Origin of the sequence: Nocardia sp. NPDC005998, from assembly GCF_040614395.1 — a bacterium.
Classification (GTDB): domain Bacteria; phylum Actinomycetota; class Actinomycetes; order Mycobacteriales; family Mycobacteriaceae; genus Nocardia.
Map to the genome: position 1 here is coordinate 19,382 of NZ_JBEXUI010000022.1, position 21,126 is coordinate 40,507.

24 protein-coding genes and 1 pseudogene are annotated in these 21,126 nt (G+C 65.4%); 16 read left to right on the forward strand and 9 right to left on the reverse strand.

Features of this window, described 5'->3' with window-relative positions:
• Positions 1-20 precede the first annotated feature (20 nt).
• The 4 genes from ABZ293_RS25950 (at position 21) to ABZ293_RS25965 (ending at position 2,521) form a co-directional block, all read left to right on the forward strand.
• A complete protein-coding gene (locus ABZ293_RS25950; protein ID WP_355184676.1) occupies positions 21-293 on the forward strand; it encodes a hypothetical protein in 273 nt (90 codons plus the stop codon).
• Positions 294-334: 41 nt separating this feature from the next.
• Positions 335-679, forward strand: a complete 345-nt coding sequence (locus ABZ293_RS25955) for a PEP-utilizing enzyme (RefSeq protein ID WP_355184678.1) — start codon at positions 335-337, stop codon at positions 677-679.
• Positions 680-726: 47 nt separating this feature from the next.
• Entirely contained in the window at positions 727-1,365 is a 639-nt protein-coding gene (locus ABZ293_RS25960) for a hypothetical protein (protein WP_355184680.1), read from the forward strand.
• A gap of 484 nt (positions 1,366-1,849) precedes the next feature.
• Positions 1,850-2,521 (forward strand): DUF6461 domain-containing protein, encoded by a 672-nt coding sequence (locus ABZ293_RS25965; RefSeq protein WP_355184682.1) that lies wholly within the window; start codon positions 1,850-1,852, stop codon positions 2,519-2,521.
• A 139-nt stretch (positions 2,522-2,660) separates the two neighbouring features.
• Here the strand turns inward: ABZ293_RS25965 and ABZ293_RS25970 are convergent, their stop codons facing one another.
• Complete coding sequence (locus ABZ293_RS25970; RefSeq protein WP_355184684.1) at positions 2,661-2,861, reverse strand: DUF397 domain-containing protein; 201 nt, start codon at positions 2,859-2,861, stop codon at positions 2,661-2,663.
• Positions 2,858-3,178 carry a DUF5753 domain-containing protein gene (locus ABZ293_RS25975; protein ID WP_355184903.1) on the reverse strand — a complete coding sequence of 107 codons (321 nt, stop codon included), beginning with the start codon at positions 3,176-3,178 and terminating at the stop codon, positions 2,858-2,860. The genes ABZ293_RS25970 and ABZ293_RS25975 overlap by 4 nt, the downstream gene beginning before the upstream one ends.
• Positions 3,179-3,260: 82 nt before the next feature.
• On the opposite strand from ABZ293_RS25975, the gene ABZ293_RS25980 reads away from it, so the two are divergent.
• Positions 3,261-3,413, forward strand: coding sequence for a hypothetical protein (locus ABZ293_RS25980; RefSeq protein ID WP_355184687.1), 153 nt, complete (start codon positions 3,261-3,263; stop codon positions 3,411-3,413).
• Positions 3,414-3,449: 36 nt separating this feature from the next.
• Positions 3,450-4,085, forward strand: a complete 636-nt coding sequence (locus ABZ293_RS25985) for a LysE family translocator (RefSeq protein WP_355184689.1) — start codon at positions 3,450-3,452, stop codon at positions 4,083-4,085.
• 114 nt (positions 4,086-4,199) lie between these two features.
• Here ABZ293_RS25985 and ABZ293_RS25990 read toward each other — a convergent pair whose 3' ends face one another.
• From ABZ293_RS25990 to ABZ293_RS26000, 3 genes are all read right to left on the reverse strand, one after another.
• Positions 4,200-4,742 (reverse strand): hypothetical protein, encoded by a 543-nt coding sequence (locus tag ABZ293_RS25990; protein WP_355184691.1) that lies wholly within the window; start codon positions 4,740-4,742, stop codon positions 4,200-4,202.
• 120 nt (positions 4,743-4,862) lie between these two features.
• Complete coding sequence (locus tag ABZ293_RS25995; RefSeq protein WP_355184693.1) at positions 4,863-5,537, reverse strand: response regulator; 675 nt, start codon at positions 5,535-5,537, stop codon at positions 4,863-4,865.
• Complete coding sequence (locus ABZ293_RS26000; RefSeq protein WP_355184694.1) at positions 5,519-7,276, reverse strand: sensor histidine kinase; 1,758 nt, start codon at positions 7,274-7,276, stop codon at positions 5,519-5,521. Before ABZ293_RS26000 ends, ABZ293_RS25995 begins: the two co-directional genes overlap by 19 nt.
• Before the next feature lie 146 nt (positions 7,277-7,422).
• Between ABZ293_RS26000 and ABZ293_RS26005 the strand changes: the two genes are divergently transcribed.
• From ABZ293_RS26005 to ABZ293_RS26015, 3 genes are read left to right on the forward strand one after another with little or no spacing between them, the layout of a single operon-like run.
• On the forward strand, positions 7,423-8,229 hold the full coding sequence (locus ABZ293_RS26005; protein ID WP_354958707.1) for an ABC transporter ATP-binding protein: 807 nt from the start codon (positions 7,423-7,425) through the stop codon (positions 8,227-8,229).
• Complete coding sequence (locus ABZ293_RS26010; RefSeq protein ID WP_354958708.1) at positions 8,219-9,106, forward strand: ABC transporter permease; 888 nt, start codon at positions 8,219-8,221, stop codon at positions 9,104-9,106. Before ABZ293_RS26005 ends, ABZ293_RS26010 begins: the two co-directional genes overlap by 11 nt.
• Positions 9,067-10,161 (forward strand): ABC transporter substrate-binding protein, encoded by a 1,095-nt coding sequence (locus tag ABZ293_RS26015; RefSeq protein ID WP_355184696.1) that lies wholly within the window; start codon positions 9,067-9,069, stop codon positions 10,159-10,161. The genes ABZ293_RS26010 and ABZ293_RS26015 overlap by 40 nt, the downstream gene beginning before the upstream one ends.
• Positions 10,162-10,221: 60 nt before the next feature.
• Here the strand turns inward: ABZ293_RS26015 and ABZ293_RS26020 are convergent, their stop codons facing one another.
• Complete coding sequence (locus tag ABZ293_RS26020) at positions 10,222-10,980, reverse strand: siderophore-interacting protein (protein ID WP_355184698.1); 759 nt, start codon at positions 10,978-10,980, stop codon at positions 10,222-10,224.
• 292 nt (positions 10,981-11,272) lie between these two features.
• Here ABZ293_RS26020 and ABZ293_RS26025 point away from each other — a divergent pair.
• Positions 11,273-12,703, forward strand: a pseudogene (locus tag ABZ293_RS26025) (amino acid permease).
• Positions 12,704-12,732: 29 nt separating this feature from the next.
• Positions 12,733-13,755, forward strand: coding sequence for an FAD-dependent monooxygenase (locus tag ABZ293_RS26030; protein WP_355184700.1), 1,023 nt, complete (start codon positions 12,733-12,735; stop codon positions 13,753-13,755).
• A 203-nt stretch (positions 13,756-13,958) separates the two neighbouring features.
• Here the strand turns inward: ABZ293_RS26030 and ABZ293_RS26035 are convergent, their stop codons facing one another.
• Positions 13,959-14,651, reverse strand: coding sequence for a helix-turn-helix domain-containing protein (locus ABZ293_RS26035; protein WP_355184702.1), 693 nt, complete (start codon positions 14,649-14,651; stop codon positions 13,959-13,961).
• A 127-nt stretch (positions 14,652-14,778) separates the two neighbouring features.
• On the opposite strand from ABZ293_RS26035, the gene ABZ293_RS26040 reads away from it, so the two are divergent.
• The 3 genes from ABZ293_RS26040 to ABZ293_RS26050 all read left to right on the forward strand — a co-directional run bounded on the left by ABZ293_RS26040 (position 14,779) and on the right by ABZ293_RS26050 (position 16,682).
• The gene (locus tag ABZ293_RS26040) at positions 14,779-15,291 is read left to right on the forward strand and encodes a DUF2231 domain-containing protein (protein WP_355184704.1); all 513 of its coding nucleotides are present in this window, start codon (positions 14,779-14,781) and stop codon (positions 15,289-15,291) included.
• A gap of 27 nt (positions 15,292-15,318) precedes the next feature.
• A complete protein-coding gene (locus ABZ293_RS26045) occupies positions 15,319-15,735 on the forward strand; it encodes a hypothetical protein (protein WP_355184706.1) in 417 nt (138 codons plus the stop codon).
• 293 nt (positions 15,736-16,028) lie between these two features.
• On the forward strand, positions 16,029-16,682 hold the full coding sequence (locus ABZ293_RS26050; RefSeq protein ID WP_355184708.1) for a class I SAM-dependent methyltransferase: 654 nt from the start codon (positions 16,029-16,031) through the stop codon (positions 16,680-16,682).
• On the opposite strand, the gene ABZ293_RS26055 is transcribed toward ABZ293_RS26050, so the two are convergent.
• Positions 16,621-18,021, reverse strand: coding sequence for an FAD-dependent oxidoreductase (locus tag ABZ293_RS26055; protein ID WP_355184710.1), 1,401 nt, complete (start codon positions 18,019-18,021; stop codon positions 16,621-16,623). The genes ABZ293_RS26050 and ABZ293_RS26055 overlap by 62 nt on opposite strands.
• A 179-nt stretch (positions 18,022-18,200) precedes the next feature.
• On the opposite strand from ABZ293_RS26055, the gene ABZ293_RS26060 reads away from it, so the two are divergent.
• Both ABZ293_RS26060 and ABZ293_RS26065 read left to right on the forward strand, forming a co-directional pair.
• Positions 18,201-18,410 carry a hypothetical protein gene (locus tag ABZ293_RS26060; RefSeq protein WP_354958717.1) on the forward strand — a complete coding sequence of 70 codons (210 nt, stop codon included), beginning with the start codon at positions 18,201-18,203 and terminating at the stop codon, positions 18,408-18,410.
• Complete coding sequence (locus ABZ293_RS26065; protein ID WP_355184712.1) at positions 18,407-19,165, forward strand: hypothetical protein; 759 nt, start codon at positions 18,407-18,409, stop codon at positions 19,163-19,165. The genes ABZ293_RS26060 and ABZ293_RS26065 overlap by 4 nt, the downstream gene beginning before the upstream one ends.
• Before the next feature lie 65 nt (positions 19,166-19,230).
• Here the strand turns inward: ABZ293_RS26065 and ABZ293_RS26070 are convergent, their stop codons facing one another.
• On the reverse strand, positions 19,231-20,643 hold the full coding sequence (locus ABZ293_RS26070; protein ID WP_355184714.1) for an MDR family MFS transporter: 1,413 nt from the start codon (positions 20,641-20,643) through the stop codon (positions 19,231-19,233).
• Positions 20,644-21,126 lie beyond the last annotated feature (483 nt).

Here is a 21,126-nt window from a genome sequence, read left to right on the forward strand (position 1 = left end):
CGTCAACCTATGGTTGACGCATGGATCGACGGGTGCCACTGCGCGACGTGATCGTCGCGATCGAGCGGGTCCACCCCGATAGCAGCCTGGATCAGTTGGCAGCAGCAGTGATTCACGCTGCGAATTGGTTGCGGCTGGCCGATCAGCTGCTCGACTATTTCGTGGACCAAGCCCGGCACGCAGGCACGCCCTGGGCGGAAATCGGCGCCCACCTCGGTGTCTCCAGGCAGGCCGCGCAGAAACGATTCGCGACCCGCGTCGCAGAGCGCCATGCGGCTACCAAGCGGCTGTGACGAGACGAATCGTCGTGGCGCGGCGGACAGGAGGAACCAAATTGCCACAAGCACCGATTGCCACCGGCGCCCCGGCCAGCCGTGGTGTTGTAGCCGGTCCGGTCCGGCTGGTGCACAGTGTTGACGACTTCGACGCGGTTCGGCCGGGCGATGTCATCGTCTGTCGCACGACCGATCCGTCGTGGACAGTGCTTTTCGGCGTTGCCGCCGCGGTGGTGACCGAAACCGGGGGAATTCTGTCCCATGCGGCAATCGTTGCCCGCGAGTACGGGATTCCAGCCGTGGTGGCGGCCAAGGGGGCGATGGAGGCCCTGGCGAATCATCGGATTGTCTCCGTCGATGGGACCAATGGACACGTTCATGCCGTTCGCTCAACCCAACGTTGATGTCGCTTCACCAGGCATAGCTGCTCGACACGAAAGGGAGGTGCGGGATGACGCACGTTTCACGCAGTTCGTTGCTCGCATTGCACGCAATCCGCCTCGGCGGGTTCGTTGATACGCAGGCGGTGGCCGACAGATACGCAATGCCTGTCGGCCTCGCCGAGTCGCACGTGCGCAACTTCCGAGAGTGTGGTTGGATCAGCCGCTTCCGTTTCGGCGCGGACGCAGGGTGGTCGCTCACCGAGAGTGGGCGTGCGGAGAACGAGCGGCTACTCGCCGACGAGCTTTCCGAGTGTGCGGCAAAAGCGTTCGTGGAAGACGCCTATCGCATGTTTCTCCCGCTCAATGCACGGTTGGTGCAGGCTTGCACCGCCTGGCAATTGACCATCCTTCCCGACGGCAGCATGCAGGACAACGACCACGGGGACGCGCAGCGGGACCGGCCGATCCTGGCCGAACTGGAAAGCCTCGCAGAGGAATTGGTTCCGCTGACGATTCAGCTCACCGAACGACTTGCCCGGTTCTCCGGTTACAACACTCGGTTCGCCGCGGCACTCTCACTGGCCGCCGACAATCCCGAGATGGTTACCGGCACCAAACACGATTCCGCCCACCGAGTTTGGTTCGAACTGCACGAAGATCTGATTGCCACGCTAGGTATCGACAGGGCACTCCCCTCCTGCCCCTAGGTAGGTTCTCCCAAGCCCGGCGGTTCGGGCTGTCCAGGAAAGTGTGCAGGCCGCGCTCTCGAACGGCACCGTCGGCATAACTCCCCTCGGGGCACAAAGCGCCCCGGCTGATCGCCAGGAGGAATGCCGGGGGCGGCCAGACACAGCCCGCGGCGGTTACTGCGGTCACCGCACGAGCCGAATGCCCAGTGGCCAGCAGAGAGCGGAATCTCAGAATGATGGCGGATCCGCCACGTCACCGCCGATCATTCTGAGATTCAGCCATGAGTTCTGGATGTAGACCTCAGAATTCGTGGCATGCGCCGGTTGGCTAACCTCGGTGTTTCCGGTTTGTCTCAGGTCGTCGCGGTGAGGGTTTGTCTCAGTTCGACGGCATTTCCTCGGGTTGGTGTGAGTTGGTCAGAGCGCGGGGTCTCGAATTGTCCTCTGGCGAAGGAAGAAACGAGGCCGCCGATTGTCGGTAACACCTGTCATCATGCACGCTATGACGACTTCCGACCCGTTGGCCCCATTCCAGTGGCTCCACGGCGGTGACTGCCTGCTGGGCGAGATCTTCACCGTAGCCTTCTTCCGCGGGCTCGACCCGTCGGAGGTGGTGCGCCGCTTCAGCCGCGGCGAGGACCACGGCCAGGAATCGGGCTTCGACGAGCTCATGGAGCAGGCCACCGAGTTCTCCATCAAAAACCGCGGAGGATCCGGGGGAGGCACCGTGGGTGTCTTGCAGGTCGGTGAGTGGAGCGTGGCCATCGAGCCGATCGGGTGGATGGCCACGCTCCACGATGTCCTGGCCGAATTGTCGCGTGATTGTGAGGTACTGGCCATCACTCGGCACGACTACGCCGAGGACAGCCTCGCGTACGCGATCGACGGCACGATTGTCACGGGCTACACACCCTTGGATTGCCCCCACCTTCGACACGGCTCCGAGCCCGACCGGCTCAACGGGTTCATGCGGGAACTCGGCATGACGCTGGACATGCGGGACGACGAGCATGATCGCGACGACGAGTACGACTGGGACGAGAGTGATTGGGACACCGACTACTCTGCTGCCATGCCGAGAGCTTTCGCCTTGGCCGCGAAGCTCACCCAAGTGCGGTTCATCCCGGAAGTCCTCGATCGTGCGATGCTCGTCGGACCCGTCGCGTACAGGTGATCGTTCAGTGGCCGCAGCGACGAGTACGGAATCTCAGAACCATGGCGGATCCGCCACATCATCGCTACTCATTCTGAGATTCCGTCACGAGTTCTGAGACCCTGCAACACTGGAGCCTGGGGGCATCGGTTGATGCGGGTCAGTCGAACTCTCCGGCTCGGATGCCGTCCGTGAAGGCGTCCCATGCAGTAGGGGTGAACACCAGTGCTGGTCCACTCGTGTTCTTGGAGACCCGTATGCCGACCATGCCCCCGTCGAGGTGCGCCGCCTCCACACAATCTCCGCTGGGTTGGCTCGCGGTGCTCTTGAACCACTTCGCGCCCGACAAATCGCTGGTCACGCGGCATACTCCTGTGCAATCTCCCGCACCAGTCTCCTGGTGTCGGCTTCACTCAACGCTACCTGGCGGAGATCGGCGATTACTGCTCGATGGCGATCGATCACATCGTCGTCTTCCAGGAACAACGATCCCGTGAACCCCTCCACGAACACCACCGGTGGTTCTGTCATGCGGCTGGCGCTCAGCGGCGGGAACTCGAACAGCGTGAACGACTGGACCACCAGCCCCGGGTGTCCTCCGACACCGAACGGGATCACCCGGATGGACACATTCGGCAAGCTCCCGACTTCGACAAGGTGCTGTAACTGCTCGGCCATCACGCCGAAATGGACCGTCCAGCTGAACGTTTCAGATGTCTACTGGTGGCACGAAAGTCCACGACTAGGGGAGGTGAGGAAGGTGTACTTCCTTCCTGCCCGCCAAACCGGCCACTACGGTGCCGGAATGCTCGCCAAAGCCCCACTGCTGGACGTGATCCTGACCGGTGCGGAGGGAACCGATTGGGACAAAGCGGTTTTCGCTGTCCTGATGGACCTTCCGATCCACAATTGACGATATGTGCGCGCGGGTAGAGGTAGGCTCAGATGAATGGTGCCCACTTCTCACCTGGCCGCCTTCGTCCTCGCGGCGCTGATCATTATCGTGATTCCCGGTCCGAATGTGCTTTTCGCGATCGGGCGGGCCTTGGCGCACGGCCGCCGCACCGCATTGTTGTCGGTGCTGGGGGTCACGGTGGGGGCGGCGGTGCCATTGGTCGGGGTGGCGATGGGCCTGGGTGTGGTGCTCGCGGCATCGGCGGTTCTGCTGACGATCGTCAAGATTATCGGCGCGGGCTATCTGATCTACCTGGGCGTCATGGCGATTCGCGAACGGAAGAGTCTGCGCGCGGCGCTGCATTCGGAGACCCCGGACACCGATACACGCCGCATGTTCCGCCAAGGCGTTGTCGTGGGCGCGACGAATCCGAAGACGATCATCTTCTTCGCCGCCGTACTGCCCCAGTTCGCCGAACCGTCAGCGGGCCCACTGCCATTGCAGCTACTGGCCCTCGGCGCGATAGCCCTCGGCATCCAAATCCTCTCCGACGGAACCTGGGCCATGATCGCAGGCACCGCGCGAGCCTGGTTCGTGCGCTCACCTCGCCGTCTCGAATCTATCGGCACAACAGGCGGTTTGATGATCATCGGTGTCGGCGCGAGCGTAGCACTGAGCGGCACCAATTGAATTGGTCGGCACCACGAACCCGAACCCGCGCCGATTCGGCAACCGCCTCGGTTGCGCGATTGTCGCGAAAGGGGTGTGCGGTCGCCCATCACAGCCCGGAGTTGGCAGGGGTAACTATGCGCGGTTGGTGGTGTTCCAGAAGCCGATCCAGAGTGCGCCCCACCAGCAGGCCTGGGAGATCAAGAGGGTGAGTGTGCCTCGGGTGATGAGGGTGCGGTCGAGGACGCCGCCTCGGGCGGCGATGCGGTCGGTGAAGGCGGATGCCTGGAGGCCGTTCAGGGTCAGGACAACGACCAGGGCCATTTTGGTTTGCGTGGTGTGGTTGGCGATATTCGGTTCCAACAGCACACCACTGGCGACCAGGCCGATGACGCCGAGCCAGATCGGCAGCTGCAGGCGATCGGCGACGGTCAGCATTTCCCGCAGGGGCGTGCGCCGCAGCACCCACGCGAGCGCGAAGTAGTCCACGGCGAGCACCGCGCCGAAACCGAGGACCAGCGACGCGAGATGGATGAGCAAAGCCGCGTGATGCAGTGCTGGCGCGCAATGCAATCGGGTCGACAACCAGATCGCCGTGCCGAGCGCGACGCAGGTCGCCAATGTCCGGACCGCCGAACCGTGCCGGGTCTGCCCGCCTACACCTGCCACAGCCGTCATCGGCGCTGCCTGAAATCACGGCCCCGCATTTGTCGATCCCTCACTCACACACGTCGCCTACCAGATTAAGGTTAGGCAGACCTAATGATACTGGGTCCGATTTCGGCCGAGATCGACAGGCTATCGGCGCGGCGCGGCGGTGTACTCCTGTTCCGGACGCCCGGTGGTGCCGTAGCGCAGGCCCATCTGAACGCTGCCCGTGGCGACGAGGGTGGCCAGGTAGCGTTGGGCGGTGGCGCGCGAAATGCCGATGGCGGTGGCCACCTCCGCGGCCGAGAGGGGTGCGGTCGCTTCGAGAATGGTATGCAGGACAAGGTCTTTGGTCGGCGACGCGATAGCAGTAGCGGGGGGGACGGGCGCCGAGGTCGGGCGCAGTGCCTGAAGGGCGGCTTCGACGCCCGCGTTATCGATCTGCGGTGCGGCCAGCGTGCGGCGGTAGCGGGCATATCCGGCCAGGCGGGCGGCGAGCATCGTGTGCGGGAAGGGTTTGACGAGGTAGGCGAGCGCGCCAGCGGCGAGTGCCGCGCGGACCGTAGCGCTTTCGGTGGCCGCGGACAGCACCATCGCATCGCAGTGCAGTTCGCGCACGAAGTCGACGCCGGAACCGTCGGGCAGGTAGACATCGACAAGCGCCAAGTCGATTGCGGTGGTGGCGTTGATTTCCCGCGCGGCGGCGAGCGTATTCGCGGTGCCCCCGACCGTGAACCCTGCGATGGATTCGACGATTCCGGCATGCAGGTTGGCCACGCGGAAATCGTCATCGACGACCAGCACGGTCAGATCTGTTGCGGCCATGGCATCTCGCTGTCTACCAGTACTCCGGGGACTCGGGCGATGAATTCGGCGCCGGTCAGCGGCGGTGATCCGCTCCGTGCGCTGGCGAGGCGCACATCGCCGCCGTGCGCGCGAGCGATCTGGCGGATCAGCGCGAGGCCGACACCGCGTCCGCCCGGCACGCCGTGGTCCTCGCGGGTCGAGGTGCCCTCGGTGAACAGTGTGTCGATCATCTCCGGCGCGACACCGTCACCGCTGTCCGCGACCGCGATGTGCAGCGTCGAATCCTCCTGCACCAGTTCGACTTCCACCTGCCTAGTGGGGTTTTCGGCGACCCGCGCGGCCTCGATGGCATTGTCGAGCAGATTGCCGAGCACCGTGGTGACATCGACGGGTTCGGCGAGATTGCCGTCCACCCAGGTATTGGGGCCGAGTACGAGTTCGACGCCGCTCTCGCGTGAATGCGCCGCCTTCGCGGCGAGGAATGCCTGTAGATACGCATCGTGGATCGCATCGATACCGGGCGTCGCAGCGCCGAGCGGTCCGGCGCCGATCAGCTCATCGATGACGTGTGACGCTTCCTCCGTGCGTCCGCTGTGCAGCAGCCCGCTGAGCAGATGCATCTTATTGGAGAATTCGTGGCGCTGGGCGCGCAGCACGGTACTCATCGACTGCACCGCATCGAGTTGGCGGGTCAGCGCCTCGACATCGGTGCGATCGCGCACGGTGAGCACCGCGCCGAGATCGCGGCCTTCGCGGGTGACCGGGCGGGCCGCGACCACCACGATATGCGAGCCGATGGTGGCCGGTGTCGGTTGTTCGTCGAGCGCACGGAAAACCTCCAGCACCCGTGGCGTCAAACCGATCTCGTCGACCGGCCGGCCGATATCGGCACCGATCCCGAGCAGCCGCCGCGCCTCGTCATTGACAAACGTTGTGCGCCATGCGGAATCGACGGCGAGCACGCCACGGCCGATGCCGTGCAACACCGCCGCCTGACCTTGGACCAGACCGGCCAGTTCGGCGGGTTCGAGCCCGAGCGTCAACCCGCCCCAGCGTCGCGCCAGCAGCGCCGACCCGGCGATGCCGACCAGCAGCGCCGCGGCGATCAGGAACGCGGCGGTGCGCAGATCCGAGAGCAACTGCCCGCGAATCGCGGTCGTGGAGATGCCGACACTCACCGCGCCGACAATATGATTCGAATCGAGCTGCACGACAGGAACTTTCGCACGCACGGAGGGTCCGAGGGTGCCGCGCTCCTCGCTGATCACCTCCCGGCCCGCGAGCGCCTCGGACGGATCGGTGCTCACATGCTCGGTCAGCCGCGCCTGGTCCGGATGCGCGAGCCGGATTCCGGCATCGTCGGTGATCACCACGAACAGCGCGCCGGTTCGCTCCGTCGTATCGATCGCGATCCGCTCCAACGGCCCGGCGGCGAGCTGATCGTGCTGCTCGGGCGTCACCGTGCCGGGTGCGTAACGGGCGACCTCCCCGCGCACCACCGGATCGGCCGCGATGGTCCGCGCGACGGCCAGCGCACGCTGCCCGTACTGGTCATTGAGCCGCCGATCGCTGACATAGCCGAAGACCGCGAACGCGACGCCGAGGGTCAGCGTGACGATCACGATCTGGAGCAACAGCACCTGGGTGCGCAACCGGAAGGGCCTGCCCGTGCGTCGCTCGCGCGCGGCCCCGGCACCCGCGCGGCGCTGATTCGCGCGCTGCGTTCGCTCCGGCCGCCCGGTGCCTGCTCTGGCCATTTCCGCAGCATAAACCACTCGGATATCGGTGAGCAGAATGCGCACAACCTTCGAATCGGCGCTTTGCCCATCTTGTGCGCACAACCCTCGGACTGTGACCCGGCCCACGTAGGTTCGCTCTACCTGATCCGCTAGGAGCAAGAAAAATGACCGAACCACTCATCGAGCTGCGGAGCGCGACGAAGCGCTTCCCCGGCACGGGCGGCGGCATTCACACCGCCGTGCGCAACCTCGACCTCGCGGTCCAGCCGGGCGAATTCGTCGCCGTGGTCGGCCCGACCGGCTGCGGAAAGTCGACGACGCTGTCGCTGGTCTCCGGGCTGGAACCGGCCTCGGCCGGGCGGACGCTGGTGCGCGGCAAGGATGTCCACGGCATCCCGGACGGCATCGGCTACATGTTCCAGCAGGACGCGGTGCTGCCGTGGAAGAGCGTGATCGATAACGTCGCCCTCGGCCCGCGCCTGCGCGGCAAGTCCAAGGCCGAATCGCGGGAGCAGGCCCGCGGTTGGGTGCGCAAGGTCGGTCTCGCCGGTTTCGAGAGCTACTACCCGCATCAGCTCTCCGGCGGCATGCGCAAGCGTGTCGCGCTGGCACAGACGCTGGTCAATGATCCCGAGATCCTGCTCATGGATGAGCCCTTCAGCGCGCTGGACGTACAGACCAGACAGCTGATGCAGGACGAACTGCTGCGCGTCTGGGCGGGTACCGGCGCGGCCGTCATCTTCGTGACCCACGATCTGGAGGAGGCCATCGTGCTCGCCGACCGGGTCATCGTCATGACCGCGAGTCCGGCCACGGTCTGCGGCAACTTCCCGGTCTCGCTGGAACGTCCGCGCAATGTCGAGGAGGTCCGGCTCACCAACGAATTCCGGGACATCTACAAGGAAATCTGGGAAACGCTGCGCGATCAGGTCGAGGCAGCCCGAGGCAAGGGAGCCTCCCGTGTCGCATGATGTGCTCAACGGTGTGGCCGAGTCCGCGCCCGAGGTCGAAATCGAATCCGAGGAGCAGATTCTCGCGCGCGTGCGGACCAAGGCCCGGCGCAACCGGCTGCGCACCTGGGGCCTGCGGGCCGCGCTGGTCGCGCTGTGGCTGGGTGCCTGGGAGCTGACCGCCACGGTGTGGATCGACCCGTTCTTCTACTCCAAGCCCTCGCTGATCTGGGACCGGCTGGTCGAATGGTTCACCGAGGGAACACAATTCGGCTCGATCTGGCTGCAGATGTACACCACCGTGCAGGAAGCGGTGCTCGGCTTCGTCATCGGCGCGGTGGCCGGTGTCGTGCTCGGCACGCTGCTCGGCCGCAGCAGGTACTGGGCCGAGGTGCTCGCCCCGTTCATCAAGGCGCTCAATGCCGTTCCGCGCATCGTGCTGGCGTCGCTGTTCATCATCTGGTTCGGTCTCGGGCTCAGCTCGAAGGTCGCGACGGTCGTCGTGCTGGTGTTCTTCGCCGTATTCTTCAACGCCTTCACCGGCGCGCGCGAGGTCGACGGGAATGTCATCAATAACGCCCGAATTCTCGGTGCGAGCAAGCGTCAGGTGCTGAGCTCGATCGTGCTGCCCAGTGCGACCACCTGGATCCTGTCCAGCCTGCACACCGCCTTCGGCTTCGCGCTGATCGGTGCGGTGGTCGGTGAATATGCCGGTGCCAGTAAGGGTTTGGGTCTGCTCATCAGCAATGCCCAGGGCACCTTCGATTCGGCGGGCATCTACGCAGGCATGATCATCATCACCGTCATCGCACTGCTCGCCGAATGGGCGATCGGTGTTGCGGAGGGCCGATTGCTGAAATGGCGTCCGTCGCAGGCGACCTCGAACCACGGGATCTGATCATGCGCTACGTCAAACATCTGGTGGTCATTGTCGGGGTCGTCGCGGCACTGCTGCTGGCGACCGGCTGCCGGGATTCGCGGACCATTCCGATGGCGAACGGGCGGCCCCAGATCACCATTATGGTCGGTGGTCTGGAGAAGGTGATCTACCTGCCCGCCATGCTCACCCAGCGCCTCGGCTTCTTCGAGCAGAACGATATCGACGTCAAACTGCTCGGCGAGCAGTCCGGCGCGAGCGCCGAAACCGCGCTGCTGACCGGCGACGTGCAGGCTGTGGTCGGGTTCTACGACCACACCATCGACCTGCAGGCCAAGGAGCAGTGCCTGACCTCGGTGGTCCAGTTCGCCGATGTGCCCGGCGAGGTCGAGTTGGTCTCCAAGGCGGACTCCGACAGCATCAAGTCGGTGGCGGATCTGCGCGGGAAGAACTTGGGCGTGACGTCACTGGGTTCCTCGACCGACTTCCTCACCCAGGCGCTCACCGGGCAGGAGGGGATGTCCACCGCCGACTACACGCGCGTGAAAGTCGGTGCGGGCCAGACCTTTATTGCCGGCATGAACCACAATGGCATCGATGCCGGGATGACCACCGACCCGACGGTCGCCACCATGGTGAACTCCGGGGAGGCGAAGATCCTGGTGGATATGCGCACCGAGGAGGGCACGCGCGCCGCACTGGGCGGGCTGTACCCGGCGTCATCGCTGTACATGCGGTGCGACACCGTCGACGCGCATCCGGATATCGTGCAGAAGATCGCGACCGCGTTCGTGCAGACGATGCGGTGGATCAAGACGCACTCGCCGCAGGAGATCGCCGACAAGATGCCGCCGCAGTACGCGAGCGGGGGCAAGGATCTCTATGTCCAGTCCATCCGCGATTCGATCGGCATGTTCAACGGCACCGGTTTGATGAAACCCGAAGGCGCCCAGAATGTGCTGAACGTACTCGGCGAGTACTCGAAGAATGTGCGGCCGGTCAAGGACCGCATCGATCTGTCGAAGACCTACACGACGAAGTTCGTGGAGGAGGCGCTACGCGCGAATCAGCAGTAGCGACACCACGGAATCCCATGGCGGCCGGCGAACATCCGGTCGGCCATGGGATTTCGGTCGTTATGGGGTATCCGCGGTTTCACGAGCCTTGAATTCGGCCTTCCATTCGCGGAAGCCCTCCTCGGTCCGGCCGCGCCGCCAGTAGCCGGAGATCGAGGCCGCCCACTCCGCCGATACGCCGCGATCGCGCCGGATATAGCGGCGCAGATTCCGCATGACGGCACTGGCCTCGCCGTGGATGAACACCTGCACCTGTCCGTCGCGCCACGGTGCAGCCTGCACGGCCTCGGCCAGCACCGCGCCGGGCTCCCGCTCGCCGCGATGCAGCCAGGTCAGCTCGACGCCGGTCGGCTTATCCAGCTTCAGTTCGTCCTCGGGCCCGGCCACCTCGACGAACGCCTGACCGACCGCATCCGCGTGCATACCCTCCAATGCAGCCGCGATGGCGGGCAGGGCCGCCTCGTCGCCCGCCAGCAGATGCCAGTCCGCATCGGCGCGCGGCGCATAGGCCCCGCCGGGTCCGAAGCAGTCGATGGTCGCACCCGGTTGCACCGAAGCGGCCCATGGTCCGGCAATGCCCTCATCGCCGTGGTAGACGAAGTCCACGGTCAGTTCGCCAGCGTCCGCATCGACCGAGCGCACGGTATAGGTGCGCAGCACGTCGATCCCGTCGCGCGGGAATATGAACTTCACATATGAATCGGTGAATTCGCTCGGCCGGAACGCCGCGAATCCCGGTCCGCCGAAATACACCCGGATCAGATGCGGCGTCAGTCGCTCTGTGCGCTGCACCGTCAGGGTGGTGCGGGGTCGTGCCAAGGTAACCTCCACTAATTGCGAATTAGGCTTGCCTTACCAACCGTACTCTGGACCGCAAGCGTCCTGGCCCGACTGGCCTGCGCCGCCAGCCTCAACGGCCGCCACCGCCTGCGGGAATCTCCGGCGAATCACGGCTTCCACCTGCACTGAAGCTCGATTCGATAGGCACGGTATCGCCATGGATGCGAACGCCGTGCGCAGCGGATTTCGGGGTGCGCGCTGGGCCGATGCGGCGGCCGGTACCGTGGCCGGTTGATCGATCTCGAGCACCACCGGAAGGACTGCACCATCGATGACAGCCTCGGACCGTCAGCTACGAGCTGATGCGGCGCCCACCGACTCGGCCGGATCCGGCGAGGAGGGTTACTCCCGCGGGCTGAGCCCACGGACCATCCAGATGATCGCGATCGGCGGTGCGATCGGCACCGGCCTGTTCTACGGTGCGGGCGGTGCGATCGAACAGGCCGGGCCCGCGCTGATCCTGGCCTACCTGGTGGCCGGCCTGGCCATTTTCGTGATCATGCGTGCGCTGGGAGAGTTGCTGAGCTACCGGCCGATCTCGGGCAGTTTCGCCGAGTACGCGCACGAATTCCTTGGGCGTTTCGCGGGGTTCGTCACCGGCTGGTCCTACTGGGCGGTGTGGGTGGCCACCTGCATGGCCGAGATCACCGTGGCCGGGAAGTATGTGCAGTACTGGTTCGATATCGAACCGTGGATCACCGCGCTGGTGGTGCTGGCGGTGATGTTCGGCGCCAATCTGATCTCGGTGCGACTGTTCGGTGAGGGCGAGTTCTGGTTTTCCACCATCAAGGTCACCGCGATCGTCGCCATGATCCTGATCGGCATCGGGGTGCTGACGATCGGCTTCGGCCATGCCGCCAACCCGACGGTCACCAATCTGTGGGCCGACGGCGGCGTATTCCCGAACGGGTTCGGACAATCGCTGCTGGTGCTGCAGATCGTGCTGTTCGCGTATGTCGGTGTCGAATTGGTCGGTGTGACGGCGGGGGAGGCGCGGGAGCCGCGCAAGACCCTGCGCAAGGCGATCAACACGCTGCCGTTCCGCATCGGCCTGTTCTACGTCGGCGCGCTCGTGGTGATCATGTCGGTCGCCAGCTGGCGCAACTTCCACGCGGGCAAGAGCCCGTTCGTGGAGGTGTTCCAGCAGATCGGCATTCCGGGCGCCGCGGGCATCATCAACTTCGTGCTGCTCACTGCCGCGCTTTCGTCGTGCAATTCGGGTATCTACTCCACCGGACGGATGCTGCGCACCCTGTCACTGCATGGGGAGGCGCCCGCGCGGCTCAACAAGCTCAGTTCGCGTGCCGTGCCGTATGTCGGCATTACCGCCTCGGCGGCCGCGATGGTCATCGGCGTGATCGTCAATGTGATCTCGCCGGACAAGGCGTTCAACTACATCACCTCGGTCTCCACCATCGGCATTATCTTCGTCTGGGGCGTGATCCTGGTGTGCCACTTGATCTATCGCGCCAAGGTCGGCCGCGGTGAACTGCCTGCCAGCGACTATCGCCTGCCCGGCGCGCCGATCACCACGTGGCTCGCGCTGGCCTTCCTGGGATTGGTTGTGGTACTGCTGTTCTAGACCGAGAGTGGGCGCACCGCGATTATTGTCGGTGCGGTCTGGGGTGTGCTGGTCTGCGGCGGCTACGTGGTGATGACCAAACTGGGCAAAGGACGGGATATCACCGCACCTGTGGCCTAGCACCCGGCGCATAGTGCTGGAGGAGGCGCATGGTTACCATCATCGGCGGCGGTATCGCGGGTACGGCACTGGCCGGAGCCCTTGCGCGCGAGGGACTTCCGGTCACCGTGTACGAGAGACGATCCGCGGTCGGTGCCGGTGCGTTTCTCACTCTCGACCGGCGGGCGCACGAGGCGTTGGGCGAGCTCGGTGTGGATCTCGGGGAGCTGTCGGCCGCCTCGCAGGAGGTGCGCGCGCTCGGTGTGCATGATGTCGGCGGGTATCGCGCGCTACCCGGCGACGGTCGGCGGCTCTACTTCCGCCCGGATCTGATGCGCGTGCTCACCGACTTCGCCGACGGTACGACGGCGCGGTTCCATTACGACCGGCCATTGACCGACCTGGATAGCGAAAGTGGAACGCTATGGGTCGCAGGCGAATCGGTGATACCGGACGGGGCGGTGATCGCGGCGGACGGTATCGATTCACTCGTTCGTGCCCGCCTCGAACCCGATCGGCCCGCGGTCTATGCGAGTCAGGTGGTCATCTACGGCGTCACCACAGCCGCTATCACCCTGCCCACCGAACAGTCGGTATTGCACTTCCATCGCAACGGCAACGCGCGGCCCGCCGATGCGTTCGGCCATCAGTGGAGCGATGAGATGGCGGTATGGTTTGCCCGGATTCGACGTCCGCCGATCCCCCTGGCGGACACCGGCTTTCACCCGGTCGAGGGATGGGCCGACCAGATCCACGCCACGCTCCCGGCCATTCCAGGTCTGATCGATGCGCTGCTCGCGGTCACCGACACCGTGCACGTCACGAACGCGCGCAATGTGCCGCTCACCCATCCCCGCCCGCCTCGCGACGATGTAGTCCTGTGTGGCGACGCCGATCACGCGATCACACCCGCCGCGGGTGTCGGCGCCCGCGATGCCATTGAGGACGCCGCCGCCCTCTATCGGGCACTAGTCGCGGGCACCTCGGTAGCCGAGGTCATGACCACCCGCCGCCGTGACATTCTCGCCGAACGAGCGGAAGTAGCCGAAGCCTTCCGGCGGGGACGTTTCTGAATACGCGTGCCAAGTCGCATGTTTGCGACTTAGCACCGCTGTCTTCGCAGTTCAGGGCTGATTTTCGGTAGTCCAGGGATTGGTCCGACGGCATCACCTCCTGCTCCGCTCCGGCGGGGATACCGGCATCTGCGCGTCGGTACGGTCAGCAGCATGCGCGACGGCTGGTCGTGCATGGCGCGACTGCGGATCGCCGGTGTGGTTCAGGTTGTCGCACGCACCTCGACGCAGCATTCCCCGACCTGTGGTGCGAGCACCGCCTGCACGCTGTCGGTGCCGAGACCGGTGAGTATGCCGGAGCAGAAGGCATGGTTGAGACCGCACACCAGATCGGGCGCCGCGGTCGCCAGCGGGTGGAAAGGGCAGTTGCGCAATCGCACACAGGTCGGCGCTTCGCGGCTGGGTTCGAAGCCGTGCCCGGCGAGCATGTCCTGCACCAGGGTCACAGCGCGCTCGGCTCCCAGCCGACCTGGCCTGACCCGTTCCCGCTCGGCGCCACCGAGTTCCGCGCCGCGTTGCCGTGCGACTCGCATCGCCGCCTCGCGCGCGGTTTCGTCCTCGCGCTCGCCCAGCACCGCGCCCATCAGGATCTCGGCAAGCACCTCGTACCGGCGTTCGGGAATGCTCACCCGGATATCGGCGTCGGCGGGCTCGTACACCTTAGGGGTGCGACCGACCCGGCGAATGCCGTCGGGCGCCTCGTACCGAGCGCGCAGCAGTCCGGCGTCGACCAGCTTGTCCAGATGGAACGCGGCCAGCTTCCGGGAGATCCCCACCTCGGCGGCGGCCTCGTCACGGGTGACGGGCTGACGCGCTCGTCGGATGAACCAGTACATCCCGCGCCGCAGCTCGTCATCGAGAACCGCGACGGCACCGATCGCCGCTTCGTTGGTCACTCGACCACAATAACGTCTATCAGATCAGGTGCAAATACATATAACTGTCGCTGAACTGCGATGGGTTGACCTTCGTGATAATTACGCCAATAATTTTTGGCATTACTCGACCAGTGTGGAGAGTGTGATGAGCAGCGAGCGACAACAGGCCAAGCAGCCGGTGAGCGCGGTGCTGGCCGGGCCGTACGGGCATCCGTTCCATCCCATCCTGGTGACGGTCCCGATCGGCGCGTGGATCGCGAGCCTGGTGTTCGACCTCGCCTCCCATGTGGTCGAGGACCCGGCATTTCTGGCCGAGGGCGCGCGGTGGCTGATCGCGATCGGAGTACTGGGCGCGTTGGCTGCGGCGTCGGTCGGCTTCCTGGATCTGCTGGGGATCCCGACCGGAACCCCCGCATTCCGCACCGGTCTGGTCCACATGAGCCTGAATTTGGCCGTGACCGCTGCCTTCGCCGCCGATTTCCTGTGGCGGCGATCCAGCGACGACCGCCACGGCCCGGTGTCGGCCGGGCCATTGGCGCTGTCGGTGGTGAGCGTGGCCGTGCTGGCGGTCTCCGGCTATCTCGGCGGAAAACTGGCCTACCGCTACGGCGTCCGCGTGGCCGACGAAACCACCCAGGCCGCCGGATTCCGGCACTGAACGATCTGTACTTCTGAGGAGCGCATGATGGGTATCGCGGCACTGATCACCTGGTTGCTGACCGCCGTCGGCGGGTTCGTCCTGCTCGGCACGTGGATCGCCAAGGGCGGAGCCCGGCAACCGAGTTCCACCCACTTGCCACCGCCGGTGGTGTTCGGTCATTTCCTGCTCGCCGTCGCCGGGCTCGTCGTCTGGATCGTGTTTCTGGTCGTCGACTCCGACGCGCTGGCCTGGATCGCGTTCGCGCTGCTGGTGCCAGTCGCCCTGCTCGGATTCACCATGCTGGCACGATGGCTTCCGGTCTACCGCGACCGCACCCAGGCGGCGCCGGATCCGCCGGCCGAACGGCACTTTCCCGTCGCGGTCGTCGGCGGGCACGGTGTGTTCGCCGTGACCACTGTCGTGCTGGTATTCCTGACCGCGCTCGGCGTCGGCGGGAGCTAGCCCGTACAACGCTGATGCCAAACCTCACCTCGCGGCCACGAGCACCACCGAACCGGGCGCGCCCCGCGCCCGGCGAGGGCGGGCAATGACCAGCATTTGGTCAGGAGGTGATGAAAGTGATGATGTCACCGATGCTGATGCAAATCGTGGATATGGTGCGGACCATGTGGAACATGTTGTTCCCGCACATGCCCATGTAGTGACATCAACCGAAGCGACTGGGCAGACAACACCATGCCGATTGGGCGGAAGCTCTGTCCAGTCGGGTCGAGAGTCCGTGCGACACTTGCCCGATGGCCTTGAATCGAGATGCGGATGCCAGCAGGCTGGCCGCGGAATCACTCGCCGAGGATGACCCGACCGGCTGGTTCGAGCGGCTCTACGCGGAAGCGGCCAGCGGGGATGCCATCGTGCCATGGGATCGGGATCAGCCGAATCCGATATTGGTCGAGTGGGCCGCGCGGCGCGAATTGAACGGTGTCGGACGGGCATTGGTGATCGGCTGCGGGTACGGCCAGGATGCGGAGTTCGTCGCGAGGCTCGGATATGCGACCACCGCCTTCGATATCTCGCCGACCGCGATCGGCGAAGTGCGCCAAAGGTTTCCGGAGTCGCTGGTGACGTATGTGGTCGCCGATCTGCTGGATCCGCCTCCGGTCTGGCAGGGTGCGTTCGATCTGGTGGTCGAGGCGATAACGGTGCAGTCGATGCCGGTGTCGGTGCGCGACATCGCGATTGCCAATATCCGGCGGGCCGTGGCACCGGGTGGACAGCTGATCGTGATCTCCGGATTCCGGCCGGAGGGCGCGGAAGTGAGCGGGCCGCCGTGGCCGCTCACGCCGTCGGAGATCGATTCCTTTGGCGCCGATGGACTTCGGGCGGCGGCTATCGAGCTCGATCCGCAGACACAGCGGTGGCAGGCCGAGTTTCGCCGAACAGAGCGGTGATCTCGGCCGCGGCGCGTTCGCCCGAACGAATGGCCCCGTCCATATAGCCCATCCAGATCGTCGCGGTTTCGGCTCCGGCCCAATGGATTCGGCCGACCGGCGTACGCAGGGCGGGACCGTATTCGGTCCAGGTGTTGGGCGGTGCGAAGGCCCCGTAACAGCCGCGGGTCCACTCGTCGGCGGACCAGTCCTTCTCGATGTAGTCGATGGGTGTGGCCGCATCCCGGCCGAAAAATCTTGTCAGGCTGGAGATCACGATATCGCGCCGCTCGGCCAGCGGGTAGCGGCCGAGCCGTCGGGCATCGCTACCTTCCAAGAAGGCGAGCAGTACACCGGGATGCCCGTCCGGCGGTGAATTGTCGAAGGTGACCTTCACCGGCCCGGTGGCGGCGGTGACCTGACCGGACAAGCCATTCGCTCGCCAGAAGGGGGTGTCGTAGACGGCCATGGTCTTGATGACCGAACCGTTCGGCATGCGCTGGGTGAGTTGGTCGCGGTCGGCAGGCAGTGCGGGGGAGTAGACGAGCCGACCTGCCAATGCCGGACTCATCGCCACAATGACCCGGCGGGCCAGGATCCGAGTGTCATCGCCGTGCACGATGACCGAGCCATTGGTCTGCTCGATCGTGCGGACCGGCGTATTCAGCAGCACCCGCTCATCCAGCTGCTCGGCCAGTGCCAGCGCGATCCGCTGCGAGCCGCCGACGATCCGGGTCTGCTGTGCGCCACCGTCGGTTTCGATCATCGGATCCACACCGCCACCGGCATGGAGGTAGGCCAGCAGATGCAGCAGCGACACATCGGCCGGATCGGCCGCCCATACCGCCTTGCAGACCATCGTGATGGCCCGCCGCGCGACATCGGAACGCAGGTTGTGGCGCATCCACGATTCGACGGTCTCGGCATCCCACCGCCCGGCCCGCGCCGCCGACCACGGTGCGTCGGCGGGCACCGCACGTGACATCCGATCCAACCGCCGCAGTCCGATGAACGCCTCGAGCAGCGCCGGAGAGGCGATCAGCGGTATCCGACCGCGGTAGCGCCGCAGCTTGCCGCGATGCTCGAACAAGTGCCGACCGTCGGTATAGGTGGGAAAGGTCTGCAGCCCCAATTCGTCGATCAGCGCGAGCACCCGATGCTGTCCGGGACCGACCCACTGCCCACCGACCTCGACGATCTTGCCATCGCCGAGCGGATGGTTCAGCGTGCGGCCACCGACCCGGTCACGCGCCTCGACGACCACCACCTCGAGGCGATCTCGATGCAACTTCCTGGCCGCCGCCAATCCGGCCAGGCCAGCGCCGATCACCGCGACATCGACCGTGCGTTCGAGACCCATGGCGACCACCCGATCCACCCGTGACCGAGGACTCGGTCGTGTGATCCGACGTTATGACCGGCGCACCACGCCGTCAATGGCCCCGGACGCCACGCCCTGATGACCTGTTTCTTGCATTGCGGCGCGAATCGTCCCACTGTGATCATGACCGCGAATGCGATACCCCTACGGAGGTAACGATGACAGAGCAGACGCTTGCGGAATTGATACCCGGTGACCTACCCCCGGGTATCGCTGCCCTTGACCCGCAGGTCCAAGCCGAACTCGCCCAGGTGATCGAGGACGCGCGCTGGCGCCAAGCCGGTGAACTCAGGGACGCGGCCCGCGGAATGCTGGACGTGCTGCCGCGCCTGCTGCGCGGCGTGGTGAAGAAGGCGGCCGGACTGTGACGGATCCGACGCGTTCCGCCCAATTGCTGAAACTCGCACGGACACTGGGTGTTCCGGTCGAACAACTTGCCGATCTCGCCGAGGTGCCCGATCAGGACCTGCGGGAATTCCGTCGCCAGGTCACCGATCTGTTCGTCGAGGACCAGGAGCCCGGATTGCATCGGGTTGCTCAGGCGTCCAAGGTGATTCCGACCCCGATCGCCGCGAAGATGGTGGCCCGCAGCCGCGGTGCGCTGCTCGCAGCCCGGACGTCGGCTGTGCTCGATCCCGCGCACGCGGTCGATGTCGCCAAGCGGCTGCCGGTCGACTTCCTCGCCGATGTCGCCGCACAGCTCGATCCACGCCATGCTGCGGCCATTATCGGTGGCCTACCCGAGAAGACTACTGTCGCGGTCGGTAAAGAGCTTGCCGCCCGCCAGGATTGGATCACCCTCGGTGAGCTCATGGCCTCGATCTCGGATACGGCGGTCCGGGCCACCGGGGCGGCCATCGACGGCGACGCACTGGTCCACGCGGCCTTTCTCGTCGATGACGTCGCGCAGCTCGAACGCGTCGTCAACCTGACTTCCCGGGACAAACTGACCGAAATGCTACGGGCGGCAGCCGACCATGACCTGTGGTCGGAATTCCGCAGCACGCTGCGGGTTCTCTCCGATAGCGCGGTCGAGGCCATCCGCGCCGCCGCCGAAGAACTCCCTGCCGAACAGCGAGAGCAGGCACTGGCCGAAATCGCTGATCGCCATTCCGCTTCGTAGTGGCACCACGTACGCACCGGATGTCAGGCGCGTCGACAGAAGGGGATCGAGTTCCTGGCGGCAGATCAAGCGGGATTCGCGCCTCGTCGCGGCATCATCGCGGACGCGATCACCATGACCAACGTCATCGCGGCGACCGCGAAAAGAACCAGATGCACCGCCGAGGACAGCAGTGCCGGAGCCGGATGGTCGGTGTCGCCGACGCGCGAATTCACGATCGCGCCGAATACCGCGACACCGACCGCACTGCCCAAGGACCGGGCGAACATATTCGCCGAGGTGACCACACCGCGCTCGGACCACTCCGCGGTGGTCTGCGCCGCGATCAGCGTGGGTGTGGAGACCAGACCCATGCCGCTGCCGATTACGAAACAGGATGCGGCGATCTGGATCAGTGTGGAGTTCTCATCGATGAGCAGCGTGGTCGCGGCGCCGAAGGTGGCGAGCGTGCTGCCGATCAGCGCGGTCGCGCGAAATCCGACGCGCAAGTACACTTTTCCGGCCTGCGAGGCGGCCAGCGGCCACCCGAGGGTGAGCGCGCCGACGGTCAGACCCGCGATCAGTGCCCCGGTGCCGAGCACGCCCTGGGCGAAAGTCGGGATATACGAGGTCAATCCGAGCAGAATCGCACCGACGAGCACCGAGACCAGACTGCTGGCGATAATGACCCGCCGCGTGAAGACCCACAGCGGCAGAATCGGATTCGCGGCACGCCGCTCTACCAGCGCGAACAGCATCAGCACCAGCGCGCCGCCGCCGAAGACGGCGAAACTGGTCGGCGACGACCAAGCCCACGCCTGCCCGCCCTCGAGCAAGCCGAGTATCAGTGCTCCCGCGCCGACGGTCAGCAGCGCCGCGCCAAGATAGTCGATGCGCTGTTCGCGCCGCGACGTGGTTTCGTGGAAGCTGCGCACCAGCATCCAACCGGCCAGCGCGGCCAGCGGAATATTGATCAAGAAGATCCACCGCCAGCTGACGTATTCGGCGAACACCCCGCCGAGCAGTGGCCCGACCACCGCCGAAATCGCCCATACGCTGGCCAGATAGCCCTGCACCTTGGCGCGCTCGGTCAGCGTGTACAGATCGGCCGCGATGGTCATCGTCATCGGCGTGATGGCGCCCGCGCCGATACCCTGTACGGCGCGGAAGATGATGAGCCCCAACATGCTCGTCGCCACACCGCACAGCAGTGAACCGAGCGCGAAGACCGCGATCCCGAACAGGATCACCGGCTTACGCCCGACGGTATCGGCAACCTTGCCGTACACCGGGACCGTAACCGCCTGTGTCAGTAGGTAGATCGAGAACAGCCACGGGAATTGCGAGAAACCGCCGAGATTGTCGGTGATGGTCAGCACCGCCGTGGCGATGATCGTGGAATCCAGCGCGACCAGTCCCGTCGCGAGCATCAGCGAACCAAGGATGGCGCCCCGATCCGATCGCAAACCGATAGCCGATTCCACTGCCTCGGTCGCCACCGGCGCACCCCTCTCGTTCGCTTCACTAACCACCTCGAAGCAACATATCCCGGGCACAGCTATTCCCGCACGGAAATATTTTCGGCTGCGCTCGGCCGGGTGGTCGCGCGGGCGCGGCGAATCCAGGGCTGTCATAGTGGCTGTTCGTGGTGATGCCACCGCGGGGTGCGGGCGAAATGGTTCAGGGCACTGCCGAATCGGGACGCATGGTCGCATCTGCCCGCCGGAACGAGCCTTCGACGCAGCACACTCCATCCGGTTCGATGTTCGCGGACACCGGCTGGCGCGGTAGTGCGCCACCGGCGATCGCCTCGTAGCCGGGTGCCCGGTGGTCGGAGCCGGCGCCGTTTGCTCGCGGAAGCGCGCTCCCCGGTCAATCATCAGACCTACTGCTTTAATGCGTGTTACTTGTCGCGGAGTGCGCTAAATCTCCAGCTAGAAGTGATGTCGAAAGTTCTCAGGTTATTTATCTACTATCTATGT

Bases quoted from the DNA above. Each gene is read 5' to 3' on its own strand.
- ABZ293_RS25950 (WP_355184676.1), top strand. From the start codon at position 21: ATGGATCGACGGGTGCCACTGCGCGACGTGATCGTCGCGATCGAGCGG.
- ABZ293_RS25960 (WP_355184680.1), top strand. From the start codon at position 727: ATGACGCACGTTTCACGCAGTTCGTTGCTCGCATTGCACGCAATCCGC.
- ABZ293_RS25965 (WP_355184682.1), top strand. From the start codon at position 1,850: ATGACGACTTCCGACCCGTTGGCCCCATTCCAGTGGCTCCACGGCGGT.
- ABZ293_RS25975 (WP_355184903.1), bottom strand. From the start codon at position 3,178: ATGGCCGAGCAGTTACAGCACCTTGTCGAAGTCGGGAGCTTGCCGAAT.
- ABZ293_RS25985 (WP_355184689.1), top strand. From the start codon at position 3,450: ATGGTGCCCACTTCTCACCTGGCCGCCTTCGTCCTCGCGGCGCTGATC.
- ABZ293_RS25990 (WP_355184691.1), bottom strand. From the start codon at position 4,742: ATGACGGCTGTGGCAGGTGTAGGCGGGCAGACCCGGCACGGTTCGGCG.
- ABZ293_RS25995 (WP_355184693.1), bottom strand. From the start codon at position 5,537: ATGGCCGCAACAGATCTGACCGTGCTGGTCGTCGATGACGATTTCCGC.
- ABZ293_RS26000 (WP_355184694.1), bottom strand. From the start codon at position 7,276: ATGGCCAGAGCAGGCACCGGGCGGCCGGAGCGAACGCAGCGCGCGAAT.
- ABZ293_RS26005 (WP_354958707.1), top strand. From the start codon at position 7,423: ATGACCGAACCACTCATCGAGCTGCGGAGCGCGACGAAGCGCTTCCCC.
- ABZ293_RS26015 (WP_355184696.1), top strand. From the start codon at position 9,067: ATGGCGTCCGTCGCAGGCGACCTCGAACCACGGGATCTGATCATGCGC.
- ABZ293_RS26030 (WP_355184700.1), top strand. From the start codon at position 12,733: ATGGTTACCATCATCGGCGGCGGTATCGCGGGTACGGCACTGGCCGGA.
- ABZ293_RS26040 (WP_355184704.1), top strand. From the start codon at position 14,779: ATGAGCAGCGAGCGACAACAGGCCAAGCAGCCGGTGAGCGCGGTGCTG.
- ABZ293_RS26045 (WP_355184706.1), top strand. From the start codon at position 15,319: ATGGGTATCGCGGCACTGATCACCTGGTTGCTGACCGCCGTCGGCGGG.
- ABZ293_RS26050 (WP_355184708.1), top strand. From the start codon at position 16,029: ATGGCCTTGAATCGAGATGCGGATGCCAGCAGGCTGGCCGCGGAATCA.
- ABZ293_RS26055 (WP_355184710.1), bottom strand. From the start codon at position 18,021: ATGGGTCTCGAACGCACGGTCGATGTCGCGGTGATCGGCGCTGGCCTG.
- ABZ293_RS26060 (WP_354958717.1), top strand. From the start codon at position 18,201: ATGACAGAGCAGACGCTTGCGGAATTGATACCCGGTGACCTACCCCCG.